Source organism: Brachybacterium sp. GCM10030252 (genome assembly GCF_042666535.1).
Classification (GTDB): Bacteria; Actinomycetota; Actinomycetes; order Actinomycetales; family Dermabacteraceae; genus Brachybacterium.
Map to the genome: position 1 here is coordinate 37,241 of NZ_JBHTDM010000036.1, position 16,084 is coordinate 53,324.

Below are 16,084 nucleotides of genomic sequence, written 5' to 3' on the forward strand. Positions count from 1 at the left end.
ATCTGCCCGTGACACCGCCCGCGCAGATCTCCCCGACGGGGCGGTCGCGCAGCCCGCGCCAGGTGATGTGGGCGCTGACCCCGTCGGTGTACGCGCCGAGCCTGCTGGAGTTCTCCGGTCTGGCCGCCCTGATGCCGGTGGTCCCGCTGCTCGCGCTCGACCTCGGTTTCAGCGTGCCGCAGTCGGCGGCGCTGACCACCATCTTCGGGCTCGCCTCGTTCCTGGGCCCGATCCCCGCCGGGCGGCTGATCTCGCGGTTCGGGGCGAGAGGCTCGCTCGTGGCCACCGGGTGCCTGCTGGTGATCGCCAACCTCATCGCGTTCTTCGTGATCACCCCGGCCCTGTCCGGTGCGCCCCGTCTCGCCCACCAGGTCACGCTCGTGGTGCTGCTGACGGTGATGGCGACCAGTACGCAGGTGTGGCAGCTGGGCCGGCAGGCCTATCTGGGGACCGTGCTGCCCCCGGCGATGCGGGCCCGCGGGATGACGCTGTTCGGCGGCGTGATCCGTATCGGCCAGGTGATCGGGCCGCTGCTCGGGGCGATCGTGATGGCGCTCGGCCCCGACACCGGCGTCTTCGTGCTGTTCGCGGTCACCTCGGCGGCGGCGACGACGATGGTCGCGGTGTTCCTGCCGCCGGGGGAGAGGCCGGATGTCACGCCCCGGCCGCGACGCGGGAGGGGCTCGCGCACCGAGGCTCGTACTCGGCTGAACCGTGCCGTGGTGGCCCGCATGGTCGTGGTGGGGCTGGGGATCGCACCGGTGATGATGGCCCGAGTGAACCGTCCCGTGATCATCCCGCTGCTGGGAGCGGCACTCGGCCTGGGCTCGGTGTGGGTCTCCATCGTCTTCGGCGTCAGCGCCGTGATCGAGATCCTGCTGGTGATCCCCGCCGGGACGATCATGGACCGCTACGGCCGCGTCGCGGTCGCCGTCCCGTGCGCGGTGATGATGGGGGCCGGGTTCGTGCTGCTCGCCGTGCTGGGCGAGGCGTTGGCCGGGCGCGGCGTCGCGGCCGCCCTGGTCGCTCTGCTGGTCCCGACCCTCCTGATCGCGCTCGGCAACGGGCTGGGCTCGGGCATCGTCATGACCCTGGGGATCGACGTGTCCCCAGTGCACGGCCGCACCGGATATCTGGCGTGGTGGAACACCATGCTGGGCGCGGGGCGGCTGGCGGCACCGCTGATCGTCACCGGCATCACCCTGATCGCCCCGGTCACGGCGGCCGGGGCCGCCACCGGCGGACTGTGCATCGCGGGCGGACTCTGGCTGATGCGGGTGCTTCCTCGCCTCACGCCGTCGGGCAGCACCCGGGTGCGTTGAACGGGAGCGTCGGTCGAGGAGCGTGGCCGAACCGGGCCGCCCGATGAGCCGGACCGGCGCAGCGGCCCGACTCGTGCAGCCCCTCAGGCCGCCGAGTCCCCGTGGCCGGCGGCTCCGCCGGCCTGAACGGCCTGCTCAGCGGTATCGACCAGCAGCTGATGGGCGTCATCACGCGGGATGTCGCGGGCGATGGCGATCTCGGTGGCCAGCGGTGCGATCGCCTGCTTCAGCAGTGTGCGCTCGGCGAGGCTCGACGGTGTGCCTCCCGAGTCACCCAGGATGCCGCGGATGACCTCGATGCGGTCCGTGAGCCGACCGGTCTGCAGCTGCATGGTCAGCGCCTTGATCCGGTGCGCCCAGGACGCCTTCTTCTCCGGAGGCTCGATCGGTTCGCCGAGCTGCTCGATCAGCTCGGAGATCTCCTTCTCCTCGAGCAGCGGGCGCAGCCCGATGACGTCATTGCTGTCGGCCGGGACGGAGATCCGCATCTCGTCCCCGACGACTTCGAGGTCGACGTAGTCCCGGTCGGTCCCGCGGACGGAGCGGGTGCAGGTGGCCAGGATGCGAACCGGGCCGTGGACCGGGTGGGTCAGCAGATCGCCGGGCTTCGGCGGGGTGGTGCTGACGGGTGCGGTGGCAGCGGACAAGGGGGACCTCCTCGTTGGACCTGTGCGTCGCCGGTACCGGGAACCGGAACGGTTCACGGCGGCCGTGCGCGACGTCCCGCGACGACCCGGGCGGGGAACGGGGACGGCGAGTGCGCGCACAGCAGCTCGGGTGCCGTCCGACCTGCAGAAACAGGGTGCCGGCACCTACGGCGGCGCCCCACCAGGATCTCACGGGGCGGAGACGATATCCAGTGGCGGACCGCCCGGGATCTCTCACACCCGATCGGCAGTGGCAGGTGCGACGTAGGTCGGTTGTCCGGTCTGCTCCGATGTGGTCGCCTGAGGACATGGCTCCCTCCGACGGATATTCCACCCGGTTCCGGGAGCGCGCCGCCCGTTCGCGCGAGGCCGCGGCCCGGAAGATTCCCGGGCTTCGCACGATCCGGCGACCCGCGACCGCGCAGAGCCCGGAGTTCGATCTCGCCTACGTCCGTCCCGCTCCCGGCAACGGGCCGATCGCCCTGGTCATCCCCGGTGGGCCAGGGCTCGCCGTCCCCCTGATGTATCAGTCGTTCCGAGCTCGCGCGGTCGACGCCGGCCTGGACATCGTCATGGTCGAGCACCGTGGCGTCGGCCTCTCCCGCCGGGACCCCGACGGCCATGATCTGCCGCCGGCGGCGCTGACCGTGTCGCAGGTCGTCGCCGATCTGGGTGCCGTTCTCGAGACCGAGGGCATCGACCGGGTGATCCTCAGCGGCACCTCGTACGGCAGCTATGTCGCGGCCACCTTCGCCGTGACCCACCCGGAGCGTCTTGACGGTTTGGTCCTGGACAGCACCACGATCAGTGCCCAGGAACATGACATCACGCGCCGTTACGCCCGCTCCCTGCTGTGGCACGGCGAGAGCGAGGAGACGGCGGCCAGCGCCCGGAGGATCCGCGATCTCGTCACTCAGCACGGACTGCGCGCGCCGGTTCTCGGCGAGACGGCGCAGGTCGTGTACGAGTTCGGCGGTACCGCGCTGCTGGACGACTATCTCGACCAGCTCGCCCGCGACCGTGCGCGATGGACGACCGCGATGGTGCGACGTCTCCTGCGTCAGGAGATCGGCGCTCCGAGCCCTCACGTGATGGAGTACGACCTCGTCAGGCACCTCGCCTACGCCGAGCTGAACACCGGCGTCGCGCCCGACGGAGGGATCTTCGACCCGGCGGCCGTCTTCCATGACGCGGACGCCCCTGCATTCACCGGAGAGCACTTCGACCTGCACGCCCAGCTGCCCGAGGTCACGGTGCCGGCCCTCGTGCTCAGCGGCGCACGTGATCTCCGTACTCCGCGGCCGGTCGCCGAGGCCGCCGCAGAGCTGCTGCCGGACGGCGTGCTGGTGCCGCTGGCCGGCCACGCGCACTCCGCGCTCGACACCCGGCCGACGGTGCTGATCGACGCGATCCACGCTGTTGCCGAGGGCTCCCATCGCACCTTTGCGCAGCGAGCCCGGAGGAACCTGGCCGCAGCTCCGGTCGTCGGTACCGGGAAGTTCCTCCCGCTCCTGGTGAGGGCCGCCCTGACCGCCGACCGGCTGCGCACCGTCCCGTGCCTGCCCTGTCGGCGGCACGGGTGATGCCTCGACCTTTATCGTGGCGGCCACGACCGATGGCGGATGCTCGGCCGCTCCGCGATGAGGTCTCATGGGGTCATGAGTCGCACTCCCCGGCGCAGCGCCGCGAACCCGTCGCCCGTTCCGGTCCGGTTCGAGGGCGTCGGCGTCGTCGCGGACGAGAACGTGCTGCTGGCCGAGGCCACCGGGAGGGTCCGGTCGGGGGAGATCCTCGCTGTCACCGGTGCCAACGGGTCCGGGAAGACGACGCTGCTGCGCGTGCTGGCGGGCGTCATGGCACCCACGGCGGGCAGTGTCCGCATCGCCGGTCGCGTGCCCGACGACCGGGATCGCACCTTCCGTGCCGCGCTCGCCGCGCTCATCGGGCCGCCGCAGACGGCGCGGGACCTCACGATCGCCGAGCACCTGCAGTTCATCGGGGCCACCTGGGGAACGGCCACCGGAGCAGCGCGCAGGCGCGCCGACGAACTGCTGGAGGAGCTGGCGATCGCCCCACTGGGACGACGCTTCCCGCACGAGCTCTCCAGCGGGCAGTCGCAGCTGGTCGCGCTCGCCCTGACCTTCGCTCGTCCGTGCAGCGTGCTCCTGCTCGACGAGCCCGAGCAGCGGCTGGATGCCGAGCGCCTCGGCCTGGTGATCGACGCCATCCGGGCCCGGGCCGAGGCCGGCGCGGCCGTCGTGCTGGCCAGCCATAGCCCGCGTCTGCTGGACGAGCTCGCCGGCGCGCGCCTGGGCCTGGAGGAGCAGGCGTGAGCAACCAGCTGGCCGCGGTCCGGGAGGTCTGGGCCCAGCGCGACCAGGCCCGAACCCGCGGCGATGTCCTCTATCTCGTCTACGTCGCGGCCCTCAGCGTGCTCGTGTTCGGCTCGTCGGCACTGCAGGCGGCCGGCAGCGCCCTGGCCCGGCCGGACGTGCTTCCCGTCCTGAACACGACGGCCGCCCCGCAGGTCAGCACCGCAGTGACGCTCGCCGCGGGCGCTGCGCTGGTCCTGCTCGGTGCGGTGCGCGGTCCCGCACTGCTCGCCCCGTTCTTCATCGAGACGCTCGCCTGGAGCGGGATCCGCCGCCGCGCGGTGCTGTGGCGTCCCTTCCTCCGCGCCCTGATGGTGCCGCTGTTCGCCGCGGTCGTCCTCGCGGCGCTGATCGCGGTCACGCTGCTGACGGCCGGGCACACCACGGCGGCGGGGTCGATGTGGTTCGTCGTGGCCGCGGTGGGCACCGGACTGCTCCTGGCCGCCTCGTGGCTGGCGGGCCAGCTGCTGGACCCGGCGGGGCGACGTCTGCTGGCCGGGGCGCTCGCGGTGGGCGCGGTGCTGACCGCCTTCGCGCCGCTGACTGTCGGCCTCGGCGGTGCCTACCCGGTCGGTGCCGGGGCGGCCGGCGCCTGGGCGCTCGGCCTGCTCGTGGCGGGGATCCTGCTGACCGCGGCGGGAATCCCGCTGCTGGATCGGCTGCGCGGGCGGGTGCTGCAGGAGCAGGCGCAGCGATGGCAGTCCGCCGTCACGGTCGCGACCAGCGGCGATCTTGCCGCCGCGGCCGGCACGTTCCGCCTGCCGCCTTCGACGGGCAGGCGCCTCGGCGCCATCGGGCCCGGGCCGCTGGTGCTGGTGTACGCGCGACGGGATGCCGTGGCCTGGCCGCGGTCGCCCGAGAGCGTCACCACCGGTGCGCTGGTGACGGTGCTGGCGGCCGCGACCCTCGCCGGATCGACCACGATGGCCGGGCCGCTGGCCTGGTTCGCCGTCCTCGTCGGCTCCATGGGCCTGTGGGCCGCGAGCGGGCCCTTCGTCGACGGGATCCGCCACGCCGTCCACACCCTCGGGGCGCCCGGCCTGTTCGGGCAGAGCGCCGAGGTCCAGGCGCTGCTGCACACCGTGGCCCCGGCCCTGCTGCTCGCCGGCCTGGCGAGCGTCGGCGGCGCCGGATACTGGCTCATCGGGGCCGGCGGCCCGGGCGCGCTGCAGGCCGTGCTCCTGCCCCTCGCGCTGACGCCGGTGATGATCACGGGTCGCGTGCGCGACGCCGCGAAGGGGCCGATGCCGCTGCGGCTGATCACCCCGATGCCGACGCCGCAGGGCGATGCGTCCGTGATCCCGATGCTCGCCTGGCAGTCGGACGCGGTCCTGCTCGCCGTGGCAGCTGGGGCGCTCACGGCCGCGCTCGGCCTGCTGGGACCGCTCTGGATCCTTGTCGCCGCGGCCGGCCTGACAGGGGTCACAGGGCTGATGGCACGCGCCCGCCTGCGCGCCCTGCGCACCTGAGTCATCCGGACGGACGAGGAGAGGAACGACCATGGACATCCGCACCACCGAGAACCCGGTGATCCGCTGGGCGGGCCGCGGGCTGAAGCGCCTCAACGACCGGCATCCGTGGAACCACAACCACCACTTCCACTCCTGGATCGTGCGCTCCCTGCCCGCCACCAGCGGCCGGGTGCTCGACGTGGGCTGCGGGAGGGGTGATCTCGTGGCCGCCCTGTGCGCTCACGCCGGGCGCATCGATGGGATCGACCCGGACCAGGCCATGGCCTATGCCTCGGCCACCCGCTTCCATGAGAATCCCCGGGTACGCATCTGGCGCCGCACGCTGGCCGAGCACTCCGAGCACGCCGAGCACTCTGGCCTGCTCGGCACCTACGATGCCGTGACCGTGGTCGCGTCGTTGCACCACATGGATCTCGACGAGACCCTGCTGCAGGCCCGGGATCTGCTGTGCCCCGGCGGCCGCCTGCTCGTGGTCACGCTGGTTCGCCCGGCCGGCGTGCTGGATCAGCTGTGGGATGTCGGCAACGCTCTGGCCAATCCGCTGATCGGGATGCTGAAGCACCCGCGACCTGCACCGGGGACCTCGCGACCCGCGTCGAGGGAGCCCGGGATCGTCGTGCAGGAGCCGCGCGAGATCTCCCCACCGGTCCGCGAGGCGGCCCGGTCCCTCGCCACACTGCGCGAGCGTGCTGACCTGATCGTTCCGGGTGCCGTCCTCCGGCGCCGCGAAGGATTCCGGGTGACGCTGCGCTGGCAGAAACCGCGCGAGCTGACGGCGTAGCGCGGCCGGCGGCGGGCCACGGCGACGGCGTCCGGCTACCGACGGCGGGCGGCGCGGCCACGCATCAGGACGTACAGCGCGCCGAGCACGACGCCGAGCAGGACCAGTCCGGGCGCCACCCACGGTGTCTCCGTCCAGAACCAGCGGAGACCGGTCCGGTCGACGGAGAACCCGAAGGACAGGCAGATGCTGATGATGGCCGCGACGAGCAGGAGGCCACCTGGCCGGCTCTCCCGTTGGTTCTGCGTGGCATGCATGACGACCCTCCCCGGAGCCCTCAGTTCGCTGATCCACGTGTGAGTGCTGTCACAGATTGCGGTACGCCGTCCGGCGCCGCGCCTCAACGACGGCGCGTCTCAGTTCCGCCCGTGGCGCGCGATGACCTCGCCGAGCCGAGTGATCGCCTGCTCGATGACGGCGGGGGAGTGCGTGACGAAGCTCAGTCGCATCGTCGAGCGGTCCGGGTTCTCGGCGAAGAACGACCAGCCGGGCAGGTAGGCGACGCCGGCCTCGACGGCGTCCATGAGCATCGTCTGCGCGTCATAGCCGTCGCCGAGCGCGGTCCACAGGAACATGCCGCCGTCGGGATGGGTGACGTGGGCTCCCGCGGGCAGCACCGGTGCGATCGCCTGCGCCATCGCATCGCGCCGCTCGCGGTAGACGGCGGCGACCCGGGTCACGTGCGCATCCAGGTCCGTCGTCTCGAGATACCGGGCCACGGTCAGCTGATCCACCACGGAGGACTGCATCGAGATCGCGGCCTTGGCGACCGCCAGCGTGTCCAGGATCGGGCCCTCGGCGCGGATCCAGCCGATCCGCAGGCCCGGGCTCATCAGCTTGCTCATCGAGTTCAGCAGCAGGGTGCGCTCGCCCATCCCGGGCAGGGAGGCGATCGGGGCCCAGGTGCTGCCGGTGAAGCTGAGCTCCCCGTACGGGTCGTCCTCGATCAGCGGCACGTCGTTGCGCTGGAGCACGTCGGCCACGGCCTGCCGGCGGGCCACGGGCATGGTGCGCCCGGTGGGATTCTGGAAGGTGGGGATCAGATAGACCATCCGCGGGTGATGGGTGCGGATCGCCTCCTCGAGCGCTTCGGGCACCACGCCGTCATCGTCAGTCTCGACGCCGACCATGCGCGCGCCGTGGACGGAGAAGGCCTGCACCGCCGCGAGGTATGTCGGCGACTCCACGAGCACCACGTCACCGGGCTCCAGCAGGGCCTCGGCGACGACGAACAATCCCTCCTGCGACCCCGAGGTGATGCGGATCTGGGAGGCGGCGGTGGGCAGGGAGCGGGACAGGCGCGCGGCGGCCTGCTCGCGCAGCTCCACCTCGCCCTCGCTGACGCCGTACTGGAGAGCGCGATGACCCTGGTGGGTGAGGACCCAGTCATAGGAGGCGGCCACGTCCTCGAGCGCGAACAGGTCCGGGTCCGGGATCCCGCCGGCGAAGGAGACGACGTCCTCGCGGGCGGCGAGGGTGAAGATGTCCTTCAGCGGCGAGGACTCCATGCCCGCGTAGCGGGCGGCGACGGGGAAGTGGAACGGGTGCTGCACGGGTCGGGACATAGCCGACATCGTGTCACGCGGGCAGGGCCCCCTCGAGGACCAGCAGTGCCTGTTTCGTCTCTGTTCCGCCCGCGTACCCGGTGATCGCGCCGCTGGTTCCCAGCACGCGATGGCAGGGCACCACGATGGAGATCGGGTTGGAGCCGACGGCGGCGCCGACGGCCTGCGCGGCGCGGGGACGGCCGAGGTCGTGGGCGATCCGTCCGTAGGTGGTGGTCGACCCGCGAGGGATCTCCCGGAGCCGGTCCCAGACGGCGTGCTGGAACGGTGTCCCGCGCGGGGCCAGCGGCAGGGCGAAGTCCTCGCGCTCGCCGCCCAAGTAGGCGAGCAGCTGCTCCTCGGCGCGGGTGAGCAGCGGGTCATCGGGCGATGCGGGTCTCCCGAGCCGCTCCGGCCTGGGATAGTGGCTCTGCCGCGCGCGCCAGAGCCCGGTGATGCCCTCGCCCTCCGCGGCGATCACGTACTCACCGAGCGCAGTGGCCACGCGGCGGTGGCGCGGTGCGTTCGGCGACGTGGTCGCCGGTGCGCTGCGGGCCGGGCTGCCGGCGACCGGCCCGCTGGGTGCTGCGCGGCGGGGAGCCGATGTGTCGGCGGCCGACGGACCGAAGGGGTGCGGCTGAGTCATGGGAGATGTCCTTCCGAGAGGTCGCGGACCGGTGCGTCCCGGTCCGTCCGGGACCGGCCGCGGCCGGCGGGCTGTTCAGGAGCGCGCAGCTGGGCCTGGTGGTGCCAGAGCTGCATCGCGGCGTAGGAGCGCCACGGAGAGGCGGCGGCGAGTGCGGCCTCGAGCGAGGCGTGGTCCTGGGCGATCCCGAGGTCGCGGGCAGCGGCCAGCAGCGCGACGTCTCGTGCCGGCGCGACATCGACGGCCCTGACGGCACGCAGCAGGACGTAGTCGGCGCTCCAGGGACCTATCCCGCGCAGTGCGAGCAGTCGGGTCCGCAGCTCGTCGAGGGGCAGCGAGGCGTCGATCCCGGCGTCCGGGTCGGTGGCGGCGCGGACAGCGGTCTGCAGGGTCTCGCGGCGGATGCCGGGTCCACGGAACCATTCCTCGGCGTGGGCGGCCGCGATGGCGGAGTCCACCGGCAACCGGCTGACGCCGTCGACGTGCAGGCTCGCCGGCAGCGGCGTCCCGAGGAGATCCGTGGCCCGGGTGACCTGATCCCGGGCCTGAGCGGTGGTGATCTGCTGGCCGGTGACCGACCACAGCAGGGCCTCGGCGATGCTCGGAAGGCCCGGCAGGCGCACTCCGGGGCGGTGGTCGACGAGGTGGCCCAGTGCGGGAAGTGCAGCGGCCAGCCCGGCGTCGATCCCGGCTGGGTCCGCGTCCAGGTCCAGCAGCCGACGGGCCAGGGAGATCGCCACGGCGTGATCGCGCAGATCGGCCAGATGCACCCTCAGGGGCAGCGGTCCCTCGGCCCCCAGGTCAACCTGCAGCACCGCAGGCCCGTGCTGAAGGCGGAGCGCCCGCGTCCACCGCAGTCCCCTCACCTCCTCCACGCCGGGCACCGCCCGATGCGCGAACCATGCGGCGAGCCCGGCTCCGTCGAAAGGGCGGCGCACAGCCAGTTGGGCGGTGACGATGGCGGCGTCACCGGTCGCGCCGGCCGCGTCACCGGCCCGCCCCCGTGCTGCACCGCCCTGTCGGCCCCGAGCCTCCGGGCCACCCCGCGCACGTTCGCGGACCACCGAGGGCGCATGGCCGAAGACGCGGGTGAACGTCTCGTGGAACTGCCGTTCACTGCCGAACCCCGCCGCGTGCGCGATCTGCGCCAGCGGCAGAGAGGACCCGACGACGAGCTCATGGGCGCGGCGCGCCCGGCGCAGTCGGGCATGGGCGAGGGCACCGGCCCCGGTGGCGGCCAGCAGTGCCCGGTGCAGCGTCCGCTCGGAGACCGCCAGCCGCCGCGCCAGGGCGGGAACGGTGCCGCCGTCATCCAGCGCCCCGGCATCGATCAGCCGCAGCGCCCGCCCGGCGAGCGAACCCGTCGGGTCGTCATCCGGGCTGCCGGGAGGGGCCATCGGCCCGCAGCGCTTGCAGGCCCGGTACCCGGCGGCCACCGCAGCAGCGGCCGACGGGACGAACTCCACGCCGGTCCGTCGCGGGGTGCGGGCCGGGCACGAGGGGCGGCAGAAGATGCCCGTGGAGCGCACGCAGGTGAAGAACATCCCGTCGAAGCGGGTGTCCCGGGCGCGGATCGCGGCGTAGCGCTCGTCGTCGGTCATCACGGTCATGTGCCCAGTGAACCGCGCTGCGGCCAGCGGCGCCAGCGGGATTCGGTCATGGCGATGCGCGCGGGGGCCCTCGAGGGGCGAGAATGCCGGTCATGGGACCCGATCCGCTGGTAGCGCGGCTGCGCCGTGCCGGCTCTGTCTTCGCCGAGGACGAGGCGCGGCTCCTGCGCGCCGCCGCCGAGAGCGAGGACGAGCTGGAGAGGATGACAGCTCGCCGCGTGGCGGGGGAGTTCCTCGAGCACGTGATCGGCGCCGTCGAGATCGCGGGGGAGAGGCTCCGCATCGGGCCAGGGGTGTTCGTCCCCCGCCAGCGCACCGAGCTGCTGATCGAGGAGGCCGCCGCCGCTGCCCACCGGCGCCCACGAGCCGTCGTGCTGGAGCCCTACTGCGGCATCGCCCCGATCGCCGCGATCGTCGGCCGCCGGGTCCCCGGGGTGCGGCTGCACGTGAGCGACCAGGACCAGCAGGCGCTGCGCCACGCCCGGCGCAACCTCCCGCCGGGCTCCGGCGTGCACCACGGCGCCGCTCTGGCGGGCTTCCCGGGCGAGCTCATGGGCACGGCCGACGTGATCGCGGCGGTCCCGCCCTACGTTCCCGCTCCCGCGCTGGCCACGATGCCGCGCGAGGCGCGTGAGCACGAGCCGGTCGCTGCGCTGGTGGCCGGGGACGACGGCCTGACGGAGATCCGTCGCCTGCTCGAGCAGGCACCGCACTGGCTCGCCCCGCGAGGCATGCTGCTGATGGAGATGCACCGCGACCAGGCACCCTCGGCGCTGGCCGCGGCGAGGGCGATCGGCGCGCTCGGACACGGGGATACCGTGGTGGCAGAGGACGGGGAGACCGTCGTCGTGCGGTTCCCGGCAGGGCGGCCCCGGCCCGTCGTCCCGACGGCGGACCTGGTGGCGCTGCGACGGGCGCGAGACCGCATGGACCGCGATCACGCCCAGGCCCTCGACGTCGACTCACTCGCCCGCTCGGTGCACATGTCCGCCGGGCACTTCAGCCGCCGCTTCCGCGAGGAGTACGGGGAATCGCCGTACTCGTACCTCATGACGCGGCGGATCGAACGGGCCATGACCCTGCTGCGGCAGACGGACCGATCCGTCACGGACATCTGCATGGAGGTGGGCTTCACGTCGCTCGGCACCTTCAGCACGCGGTTCCGAGAGCTCGTGGGCGTCCCGCCCTCCGTCTACCGTGAGCGCGGCGCCGACGTTCTGGACTCCATGCCGCCGTGCATCGCGCGCCGCGTCACCAGACCGGTCAGGAATCGAGAAGCGTCGGCTCCGGAACCCCTCTAACGTCTCAGGCATGACCACGAACGCCGAGACGCCGCCCGCCCTGACCATCCACTCCAGCTTCCTGCCCCACACCGATGCGGAGGCCTCGCTCGCCTTCTACCGTGACGTCCTCGGCTTCGAGGTGCGCCTCGACGTCGGCGGCGGCCAGATGCGGTGGATCACCGTCGGGCCCGCCGGTCAGCCGGACACCGCGATCGTGCTGCACCCCCTGTTCGAGGGCAACGGGGTCACGGCCGAGGAGAACGCGACCCTGCAGGCGATCATCGCCAAGGGCTCCTACTTCGGCGTCAACCTCGCCGCGACAGACCTCGATGCGACGTTCGCTGCGCTCGAGGCCGCCGAGGCGGACATCGTCCAGGAGCCGATCGACCAGGACTACGGCCTGCGGGACTGCGCCGTGCGCGACCCCGCCGGGAACATGATCCGCATCCAGCAGAGTCCGGCCTGAACCGGGAGGGCCGTTCTGGCCCACGGCCTTTGATGACGAGGTCGCCGGGCGGATCGCGGAGCTGGTGCGCCGCGCCACCGGCTGATCCCGACCGGGAACCGCGTCGCCGCCCTCAGTCCCAGCGGAACAGCCAGGCGGAGATCCCGACCCCGAGGACGAGGGTCACGGTCAGTGAGAGCACGGAGATGCCGGCGACCGGATCACCGGCCCATGCCGCGGAGAGCCCCTCGACCGCGGCCCCGAAGGGCAGGTGGGAGCCGAGCTCGGCGACCGGCTCCGGCAGGGCCTCGGGTCCCCCGAACATGCCTCCGCTGGCGCCCAGGAGCAGGAACGCGACCAGACCGATGGCGACGGCGGAGTTCGGGGTCGGCGCCACCGCCGCGACGATCATCCCGGTGGCGTACAGAGCGGCCGCGGCCAGAGCCAGCACCCCCAGCGCCGGGAGCACGTCCACGGGAGGGTTCGCCCCGAACAGCGCCACCGCGAGGGCTCCCGCCAGGCCGATGCCCAGCGCCGATTGCAGAATGCTGGTGATGACCTGGGCGAGCATCACCATCAGCGGCGAAGCGGGCGTCACCCTCAGCCGACGCAGGACCCCGGTGCGGCGGTAGGTGGCCAGGAAGCTCGGCATGTTCAGCACCCCCACCATCGTCAGCACCATCACGATGATCAGCGGCAGCACGAACAGGTCCAGTGCCGTGCGCCCGCGGACGATCTCCTGCTCGCCCGCCGACCCGGCGCTGGTGAGCAGGATCAGCAGCGGCAGGCCGAGCGGAACCAGCAGGCCAGCCGTGTCGCGCACGACCATCCGGATCTCGCAGCGGACCAGCACCAGCAGGGACCGCAGGCCCGGCGACCGGGCGGGGATCGCAGCGGGGACGTGTGCGTCGGTGGCATTCATTCGGAGACCTCCGGGTCATGGCCGGTGAGCTGGAGAAATGCTTCGTCGAGGGTTGCGGTGCCGCTGCGTGCGAGCAGCTCGGCAGGTGCGGCCGCGGCGATCACCCGCCCGGCCTCGAGCAGGACGAGGCGGTCGCACAGCCGCTCGACCTCCTCCATCGTGTGGGAGACCAGGAGGATGGTCACGCCCTCGGCGCGAAGGGTCTCGATGGTGCGCCACATGCGGCGCCGGGCCGCCGGATCCAGTCCCGTCGTGAGTTCGTCGAGGATCAGGACCCGCGGCCTGCCGGCCAGGGCGAGAGCGATGGAGAGCCGTTGCCGGCGACCCCCGGAGAGCTTCTCGAAGCGGACGTCGCGCTCCGCGGTCAGCTCGACGAGCTCGAGGAGCTCGGCCTGGGACCGCGGGCGCGGGTAGAAGCTGCGGTACAGCTCGATGAGTTCCGAGACCGTCAGGGAGGGGTGCAGCTGCGCCTCCTGCAGCTGCATCCCGAGAACCTGGGTGAGCTGTGCGCGATCGCGGCGGGGGTCGAGCCCGAGGACGCTGATGCGCCCGTGATCCGGAGCGCGGAGCCCGGCGATCATCTCGACGGTGGTGGTCTTCCCCGCTCCGTTGACGCCGAGCATCCCCACCGTCTCGCCCTCGCGCACCTGCAGCGAGACGTCCGCGACGGCGACCGCGCCGCGGTAGCTCTTGGCGACGTGCTCGACCTCGATCACGGCTGGTGCAGGGGTGTTCGTCATATCTCGACGGTAGGCAGCGGCGGTTCGCCGCCGCGCGTGCCGACGGTCACCACCACGACCCATGACCATCGGCACGGGTGCCCGCGGGTGGCGCCGCTCTACGATGAGCGCATGCGACGACTGGGCACCGAGGGCTGGGCGGGGCTGGCGATGCTGGTCATCGCGGTCGCGGTGGCCATGCCGTCGCTGCTCGGGGTGATCGAGCCGCGGATCGCGCGACCGCTGTGGGCGCTGCTGCTGGTGGTGTTCCTCGCCGCCGTGTTCGGCACGGGCGCACTGACCAGGCGCCGCGGGGCGGCGATCGCGTCCCTGTGCTGTGCACTCGTGAGCGCATGGGCACTGATCCTCACGGTGCCCGCGACCGGCGTGCTGCACATCGTCGTCGTGCTGACGACCGCACTCAGCGTGTACGTGGTGCCGCTCCCGGTGACCGTGGCCATCGCCGTGGTCAACACCGCCGCGGTCCTGGGCGCGAGCCTGCTCGCCTCCAGCGGCCGCTCCGAGGCGCTGGTGCTCGCCGGGTTCTACCTGATGATCCAGATCGCCTCGGCCCTCAGCACCGCCGCCCTGCTGCGGGAGAAGCGCCTGCGTACCGAGCTCGCGAGGGCGCACGTCGACGCACGGGCCGCGAGCGTGATGCTCGCCGAATCCACTCGGACCGCGGAGCGGCTGCGGATCTCGCGCGAGCTGCACGACCTGATCGGCCATCAGCTCACCGTGCTGACGCTGAACCTCGAGGCTGCCCGGCACCTCGACCCGGAGCGGGCCGGGACCCATGTCGAGAAGGCCGACGAGGTGGCCCGGGCACTCCTGCGCGACGTGCGCTCGACCGTCGGCGAGCTGCGCGCGGAGCCGGTCGATCTCGCCGGGGCGCTGCGGGGCATCGTCGAGGGGATCCCCGGGCTCGAGGTCGAGGTCCGGGTGGACCCTGACGTGCCGCTGACCGAGGACCAGGCCCTCGCCTTCCTCCGGCTGGCCCAGGAGGCCGTGACCAATGCGATCCGGCACTCGGATGCGGAACGACTCGTCATCGAGCTCAGCCGTGACGGCGCCGACGCCGTGCTGGAGGCGCGCGACGACGGGGCCGGGGCGGGGGCGCCGCAGCTCGGCAACGGACTGCGAGGCATGCGCGAACGGTTCGAGGCCCTCGGTGGGGCCCTCACCATCGACGGCCGTGGCGGATTCCGCGTCAGCGGACGCTTGGAGGCGCCATGAGCCGCGTCGTGCTCGCGGACGACCAGACGCTGGTCCGGGAAGGGATCCGCACCCTGCTGGAGGTGGCCGGGATCGAGGTGGTCGCCGAGGCGGAGAACGGAGTGACGGCGCTGGAGCAGATCGAGAGGCATCTGCCGGATGTGGCGATGCTGGATCTGCGGATGCCGCGACGCGACGGGATCTGGACCCTCGAGCAGCTCCGCGCGCGGGGATGCAGCATCCCGGTACTCGTGCTGACCACCTTCGATGACGACGAGCTCGTGCTGCGGGCTCTGCGCGCCGGCGCCCGCGGCTACCTGCTCAAGGACGTCACCGTCGACCAGCTCGCCCGCGCTGTGGACACGCTCGCCGACGGCGGCACCCTGATCTCGCCGTCCATCACCGAGAGCCTGCTCCGGGCCATTCGCGCGGGCTCGTCGATATCGGGTGACGGGGCGCCGATCCAGCAGCTGACCGGGCGGGAGCTGGACGTGCTGCGGCTGATCGCCGAGGGGTACAGCAACCGCGAGATCGCGGGGCTGCTCCACCTGGCCGAAGGGACCGTCAAGAACCATGCCTCGACGATCCTGGCGAAGATGGGGGCACGCGACAGGACCAACGCCGTGCTGCGAGCCCTACGCGAAGGAGTGCTGGGATGAGCGAGCGCGCCGAAGCGTGGGCGCGACCGACGGCCTGGAGGGCCCGAGGACGGCGCGAGCCGCGGCCCGATGGACGGTGCCGCGGCTCGCGCGCTGGAGCGGATGACGGGAATCGAACCCGCGTAATCAGTTTGGAAGACTGAGGCTCTACCATTGAGCTACATCCGCGTGGACCACTATTGAACCAGATCACCGGCGCAGGTGGCACACCCTCCAGCGGGTGTGGCGGGATGCATCTCCTCACAGCCCGAGACGGCGAGTCGAGCGCCATGCAGGGCGAGACGGTAATATCCCTCGGGTTGCCCTCCGGGGTGTAGCTCAGCTTGGTAGAGCACCCGCTTTGGGAGCGGGAAGTCGCAGGTTCAAATCCTGTCACCCCGACTCCGCCGACGGGTCGCCATGTGCGAGCTCCGAGGCGCTCGTGAGAACAGACCATAGACATCCATG

16 protein-coding genes and 2 tRNA genes are annotated in these 16,084 nt (G+C 72.5%); 10 read left to right on the forward strand and 8 right to left on the reverse strand.

From position 1 onward, the window contains the following. The first annotated feature begins 8 nt into the window (after positions 1-8). Entirely contained in the window at positions 9-1,322 is a 1,314-nt protein-coding gene (locus ACFQRJ_RS16340; RefSeq protein ID WP_377020285.1) for an MFS transporter, read from the forward strand. Positions 1,323-1,405: 83 nt separating this feature from the next. Here ACFQRJ_RS16340 and ACFQRJ_RS16345 read toward each other — a convergent pair whose 3' ends face one another. Continuing rightward, the gene (locus ACFQRJ_RS16345) at positions 1,406-1,969 is read right to left on the reverse strand and encodes a CarD family transcriptional regulator (RefSeq protein ID WP_377020286.1); all 564 of its coding nucleotides are present in this window, start codon (positions 1,967-1,969) and stop codon (positions 1,406-1,408) included. Positions 1,970-2,277: 308 nt separating this feature from the next. On the opposite strand from ACFQRJ_RS16345, the gene ACFQRJ_RS16350 reads away from it, so the two are divergent. The 4 genes from ACFQRJ_RS16350 to ACFQRJ_RS16365 all read left to right on the forward strand — a co-directional run bounded on the left by ACFQRJ_RS16350 (position 2,278) and on the right by ACFQRJ_RS16365 (position 6,594). Further along, positions 2,278-3,552, forward strand: a complete 1,275-nt coding sequence (locus ACFQRJ_RS16350) for an alpha/beta fold hydrolase (protein ID WP_377020287.1) — start codon at positions 2,278-2,280, stop codon at positions 3,550-3,552. A 75-nt stretch (positions 3,553-3,627) separates the two neighbouring features. After that, on the forward strand, positions 3,628-4,302 hold the full coding sequence (locus ACFQRJ_RS16355) for an ATP-binding cassette domain-containing protein (protein WP_377020288.1): 675 nt from the start codon (positions 3,628-3,630) through the stop codon (positions 4,300-4,302). Further along, positions 4,299-5,810 (forward strand): hypothetical protein, encoded by a 1,512-nt coding sequence (locus ACFQRJ_RS16360; protein WP_377020289.1) that lies wholly within the window; start codon positions 4,299-4,301, stop codon positions 5,808-5,810. Before ACFQRJ_RS16355 ends, ACFQRJ_RS16360 begins: the two co-directional genes overlap by 4 nt. Positions 5,811-5,841: 31 nt before the next feature. Beyond that, the gene (locus tag ACFQRJ_RS16365) at positions 5,842-6,594 is read left to right on the forward strand and encodes a class I SAM-dependent methyltransferase (RefSeq protein ID WP_377020290.1); all 753 of its coding nucleotides are present in this window, start codon (positions 5,842-5,844) and stop codon (positions 6,592-6,594) included. A gap of 35 nt (positions 6,595-6,629) precedes the next feature. Here the strand turns inward: ACFQRJ_RS16365 and ACFQRJ_RS16370 are convergent, their stop codons facing one another. The 4 genes from ACFQRJ_RS16370 to ACFQRJ_RS16385 all read right to left on the reverse strand — a co-directional run bounded on the left by ACFQRJ_RS16370 (position 6,630) and on the right by ACFQRJ_RS16385 (position 10,394). After that, a complete protein-coding gene (locus tag ACFQRJ_RS16370; protein ID WP_377020291.1) occupies positions 6,630-6,851 on the reverse strand; it encodes a hypothetical protein in 222 nt (73 codons plus the stop codon). A gap of 99 nt (positions 6,852-6,950) precedes the next feature. After that, positions 6,951-8,159, reverse strand: a complete 1,209-nt coding sequence (locus ACFQRJ_RS16375) for a PLP-dependent aminotransferase family protein (protein ID WP_377020292.1) — start codon at positions 8,157-8,159, stop codon at positions 6,951-6,953. A gap of 13 nt (positions 8,160-8,172) precedes the next feature. Beyond that, complete coding sequence (locus tag ACFQRJ_RS16380; RefSeq protein WP_377020293.1) at positions 8,173-8,784, reverse strand: methylated-DNA--[protein]-cysteine S-methyltransferase; 612 nt, start codon at positions 8,782-8,784, stop codon at positions 8,173-8,175. Further along, entirely contained in the window at positions 8,781-10,394 is a 1,614-nt protein-coding gene (locus tag ACFQRJ_RS16385) for an Ada metal-binding domain-containing protein (RefSeq protein ID WP_377020294.1), read from the reverse strand. The genes ACFQRJ_RS16380 and ACFQRJ_RS16385 overlap by 4 nt, the downstream gene beginning before the upstream one ends. A gap of 848 nt (positions 10,395-11,242) precedes the next feature. Here ACFQRJ_RS16385 and ACFQRJ_RS16390 point away from each other — a divergent pair. Together ACFQRJ_RS16390 and ACFQRJ_RS16395 are read left to right on the forward strand one after the other, a co-directional pair. After that, entirely contained in the window at positions 11,243-11,695 is a 453-nt protein-coding gene (locus ACFQRJ_RS16390; RefSeq protein WP_377020416.1) for a helix-turn-helix transcriptional regulator, read from the forward strand. Between the two features lie 10 nt (positions 11,696-11,705). After that, positions 11,706-12,143, forward strand: coding sequence for a VOC family protein (locus ACFQRJ_RS16395; RefSeq protein WP_377020295.1), 438 nt, complete (start codon positions 11,706-11,708; stop codon positions 12,141-12,143). A 112-nt stretch (positions 12,144-12,255) separates the two neighbouring features. Here the strand turns inward: ACFQRJ_RS16395 and ACFQRJ_RS16400 are convergent, their stop codons facing one another. Together ACFQRJ_RS16400 and ACFQRJ_RS16405 are read right to left on the reverse strand one after the other, a co-directional pair. Continuing rightward, complete coding sequence (locus tag ACFQRJ_RS16400) at positions 12,256-13,044, reverse strand: ABC transporter permease (protein ID WP_377020296.1); 789 nt, start codon at positions 13,042-13,044, stop codon at positions 12,256-12,258. Beyond that, positions 13,041-13,784, reverse strand: a complete 744-nt coding sequence (locus tag ACFQRJ_RS16405; RefSeq protein ID WP_377020297.1) for an ABC transporter ATP-binding protein — start codon at positions 13,782-13,784, stop codon at positions 13,041-13,043. Before ACFQRJ_RS16405 ends, ACFQRJ_RS16400 begins: the two co-directional genes overlap by 4 nt. A gap of 111 nt (positions 13,785-13,895) precedes the next feature. On the opposite strand from ACFQRJ_RS16405, the gene ACFQRJ_RS16410 reads away from it, so the two are divergent. Both ACFQRJ_RS16410 and ACFQRJ_RS16415 read left to right on the forward strand, forming a co-directional pair. Further along, positions 13,896-14,999, forward strand: a complete 1,104-nt coding sequence (locus ACFQRJ_RS16410; RefSeq protein WP_377020298.1) for a sensor histidine kinase — start codon at positions 13,896-13,898, stop codon at positions 14,997-14,999. Beyond that, entirely contained in the window at positions 14,996-15,637 is a 642-nt protein-coding gene (locus tag ACFQRJ_RS16415) for a response regulator (RefSeq protein WP_377020299.1), read from the forward strand. The genes ACFQRJ_RS16410 and ACFQRJ_RS16415 overlap by 4 nt, the downstream gene beginning before the upstream one ends. Positions 15,638-15,731: 94 nt before the next feature. On the opposite strand, the gene ACFQRJ_RS16420 is transcribed toward ACFQRJ_RS16415, so the two are convergent. Then, positions 15,732-15,805 (reverse strand) — tRNA-Gly (locus ACFQRJ_RS16420). A gap of 139 nt (positions 15,806-15,944) precedes the next feature. Here ACFQRJ_RS16420 and ACFQRJ_RS16425 point away from each other — a divergent pair. Then, positions 15,945-16,018: transfer RNA gene (locus tag ACFQRJ_RS16425), tRNA-Pro, on the forward strand. The last annotated feature ends 66 nt before the right edge of the window (positions 16,019-16,084 follow it).

Bases quoted from the DNA above. Each gene is read 5' to 3' on its own strand.
- ACFQRJ_RS16385 (WP_377020294.1), bottom strand. From the start codon at position 10,394: ATGACCGTGATGACCGACGACGAGCGCTACGCCGCGATCCGCGCCCGG.
- ACFQRJ_RS16405 (WP_377020297.1), bottom strand. From the start codon at position 13,784: ATGACGAACACCCCTGCACCAGCCGTGATCGAGGTCGAGCACGTCGCC.
- ACFQRJ_RS16355 (WP_377020288.1), top strand. From the start codon at position 3,628: ATGAGTCGCACTCCCCGGCGCAGCGCCGCGAACCCGTCGCCCGTTCCG.
- ACFQRJ_RS16415 (WP_377020299.1), top strand. From the start codon at position 14,996: ATGAGCCGCGTCGTGCTCGCGGACGACCAGACGCTGGTCCGGGAAGGG.
- ACFQRJ_RS16370 (WP_377020291.1), bottom strand. From the start codon at position 6,851: ATGCATGCCACGCAGAACCAACGGGAGAGCCGGCCAGGTGGCCTCCTG.
- ACFQRJ_RS16380 (WP_377020293.1), bottom strand. From the start codon at position 8,784: ATGACTCAGCCGCACCCCTTCGGTCCGTCGGCCGCCGACACATCGGCT.
- ACFQRJ_RS16365 (WP_377020290.1), top strand. From the start codon at position 5,842: ATGGACATCCGCACCACCGAGAACCCGGTGATCCGCTGGGCGGGCCGC.
- ACFQRJ_RS16375 (WP_377020292.1), bottom strand. From the start codon at position 8,159: ATGTCCCGACCCGTGCAGCACCCGTTCCACTTCCCCGTCGCCGCCCGC.
- ACFQRJ_RS16350 (WP_377020287.1), top strand. From the start codon at position 2,278: ATGGCTCCCTCCGACGGATATTCCACCCGGTTCCGGGAGCGCGCCGCC.
- ACFQRJ_RS16400 (WP_377020296.1), bottom strand. From the start codon at position 13,044: ATGAATGCCACCGACGCACACGTCCCCGCTGCGATCCCCGCCCGGTCG.
- ACFQRJ_RS16395 (WP_377020295.1), top strand. From the start codon at position 11,706: ATGACCACGAACGCCGAGACGCCGCCCGCCCTGACCATCCACTCCAGC.
- ACFQRJ_RS16410 (WP_377020298.1), top strand. From the start codon at position 13,896: ATGCGACGACTGGGCACCGAGGGCTGGGCGGGGCTGGCGATGCTGGTC.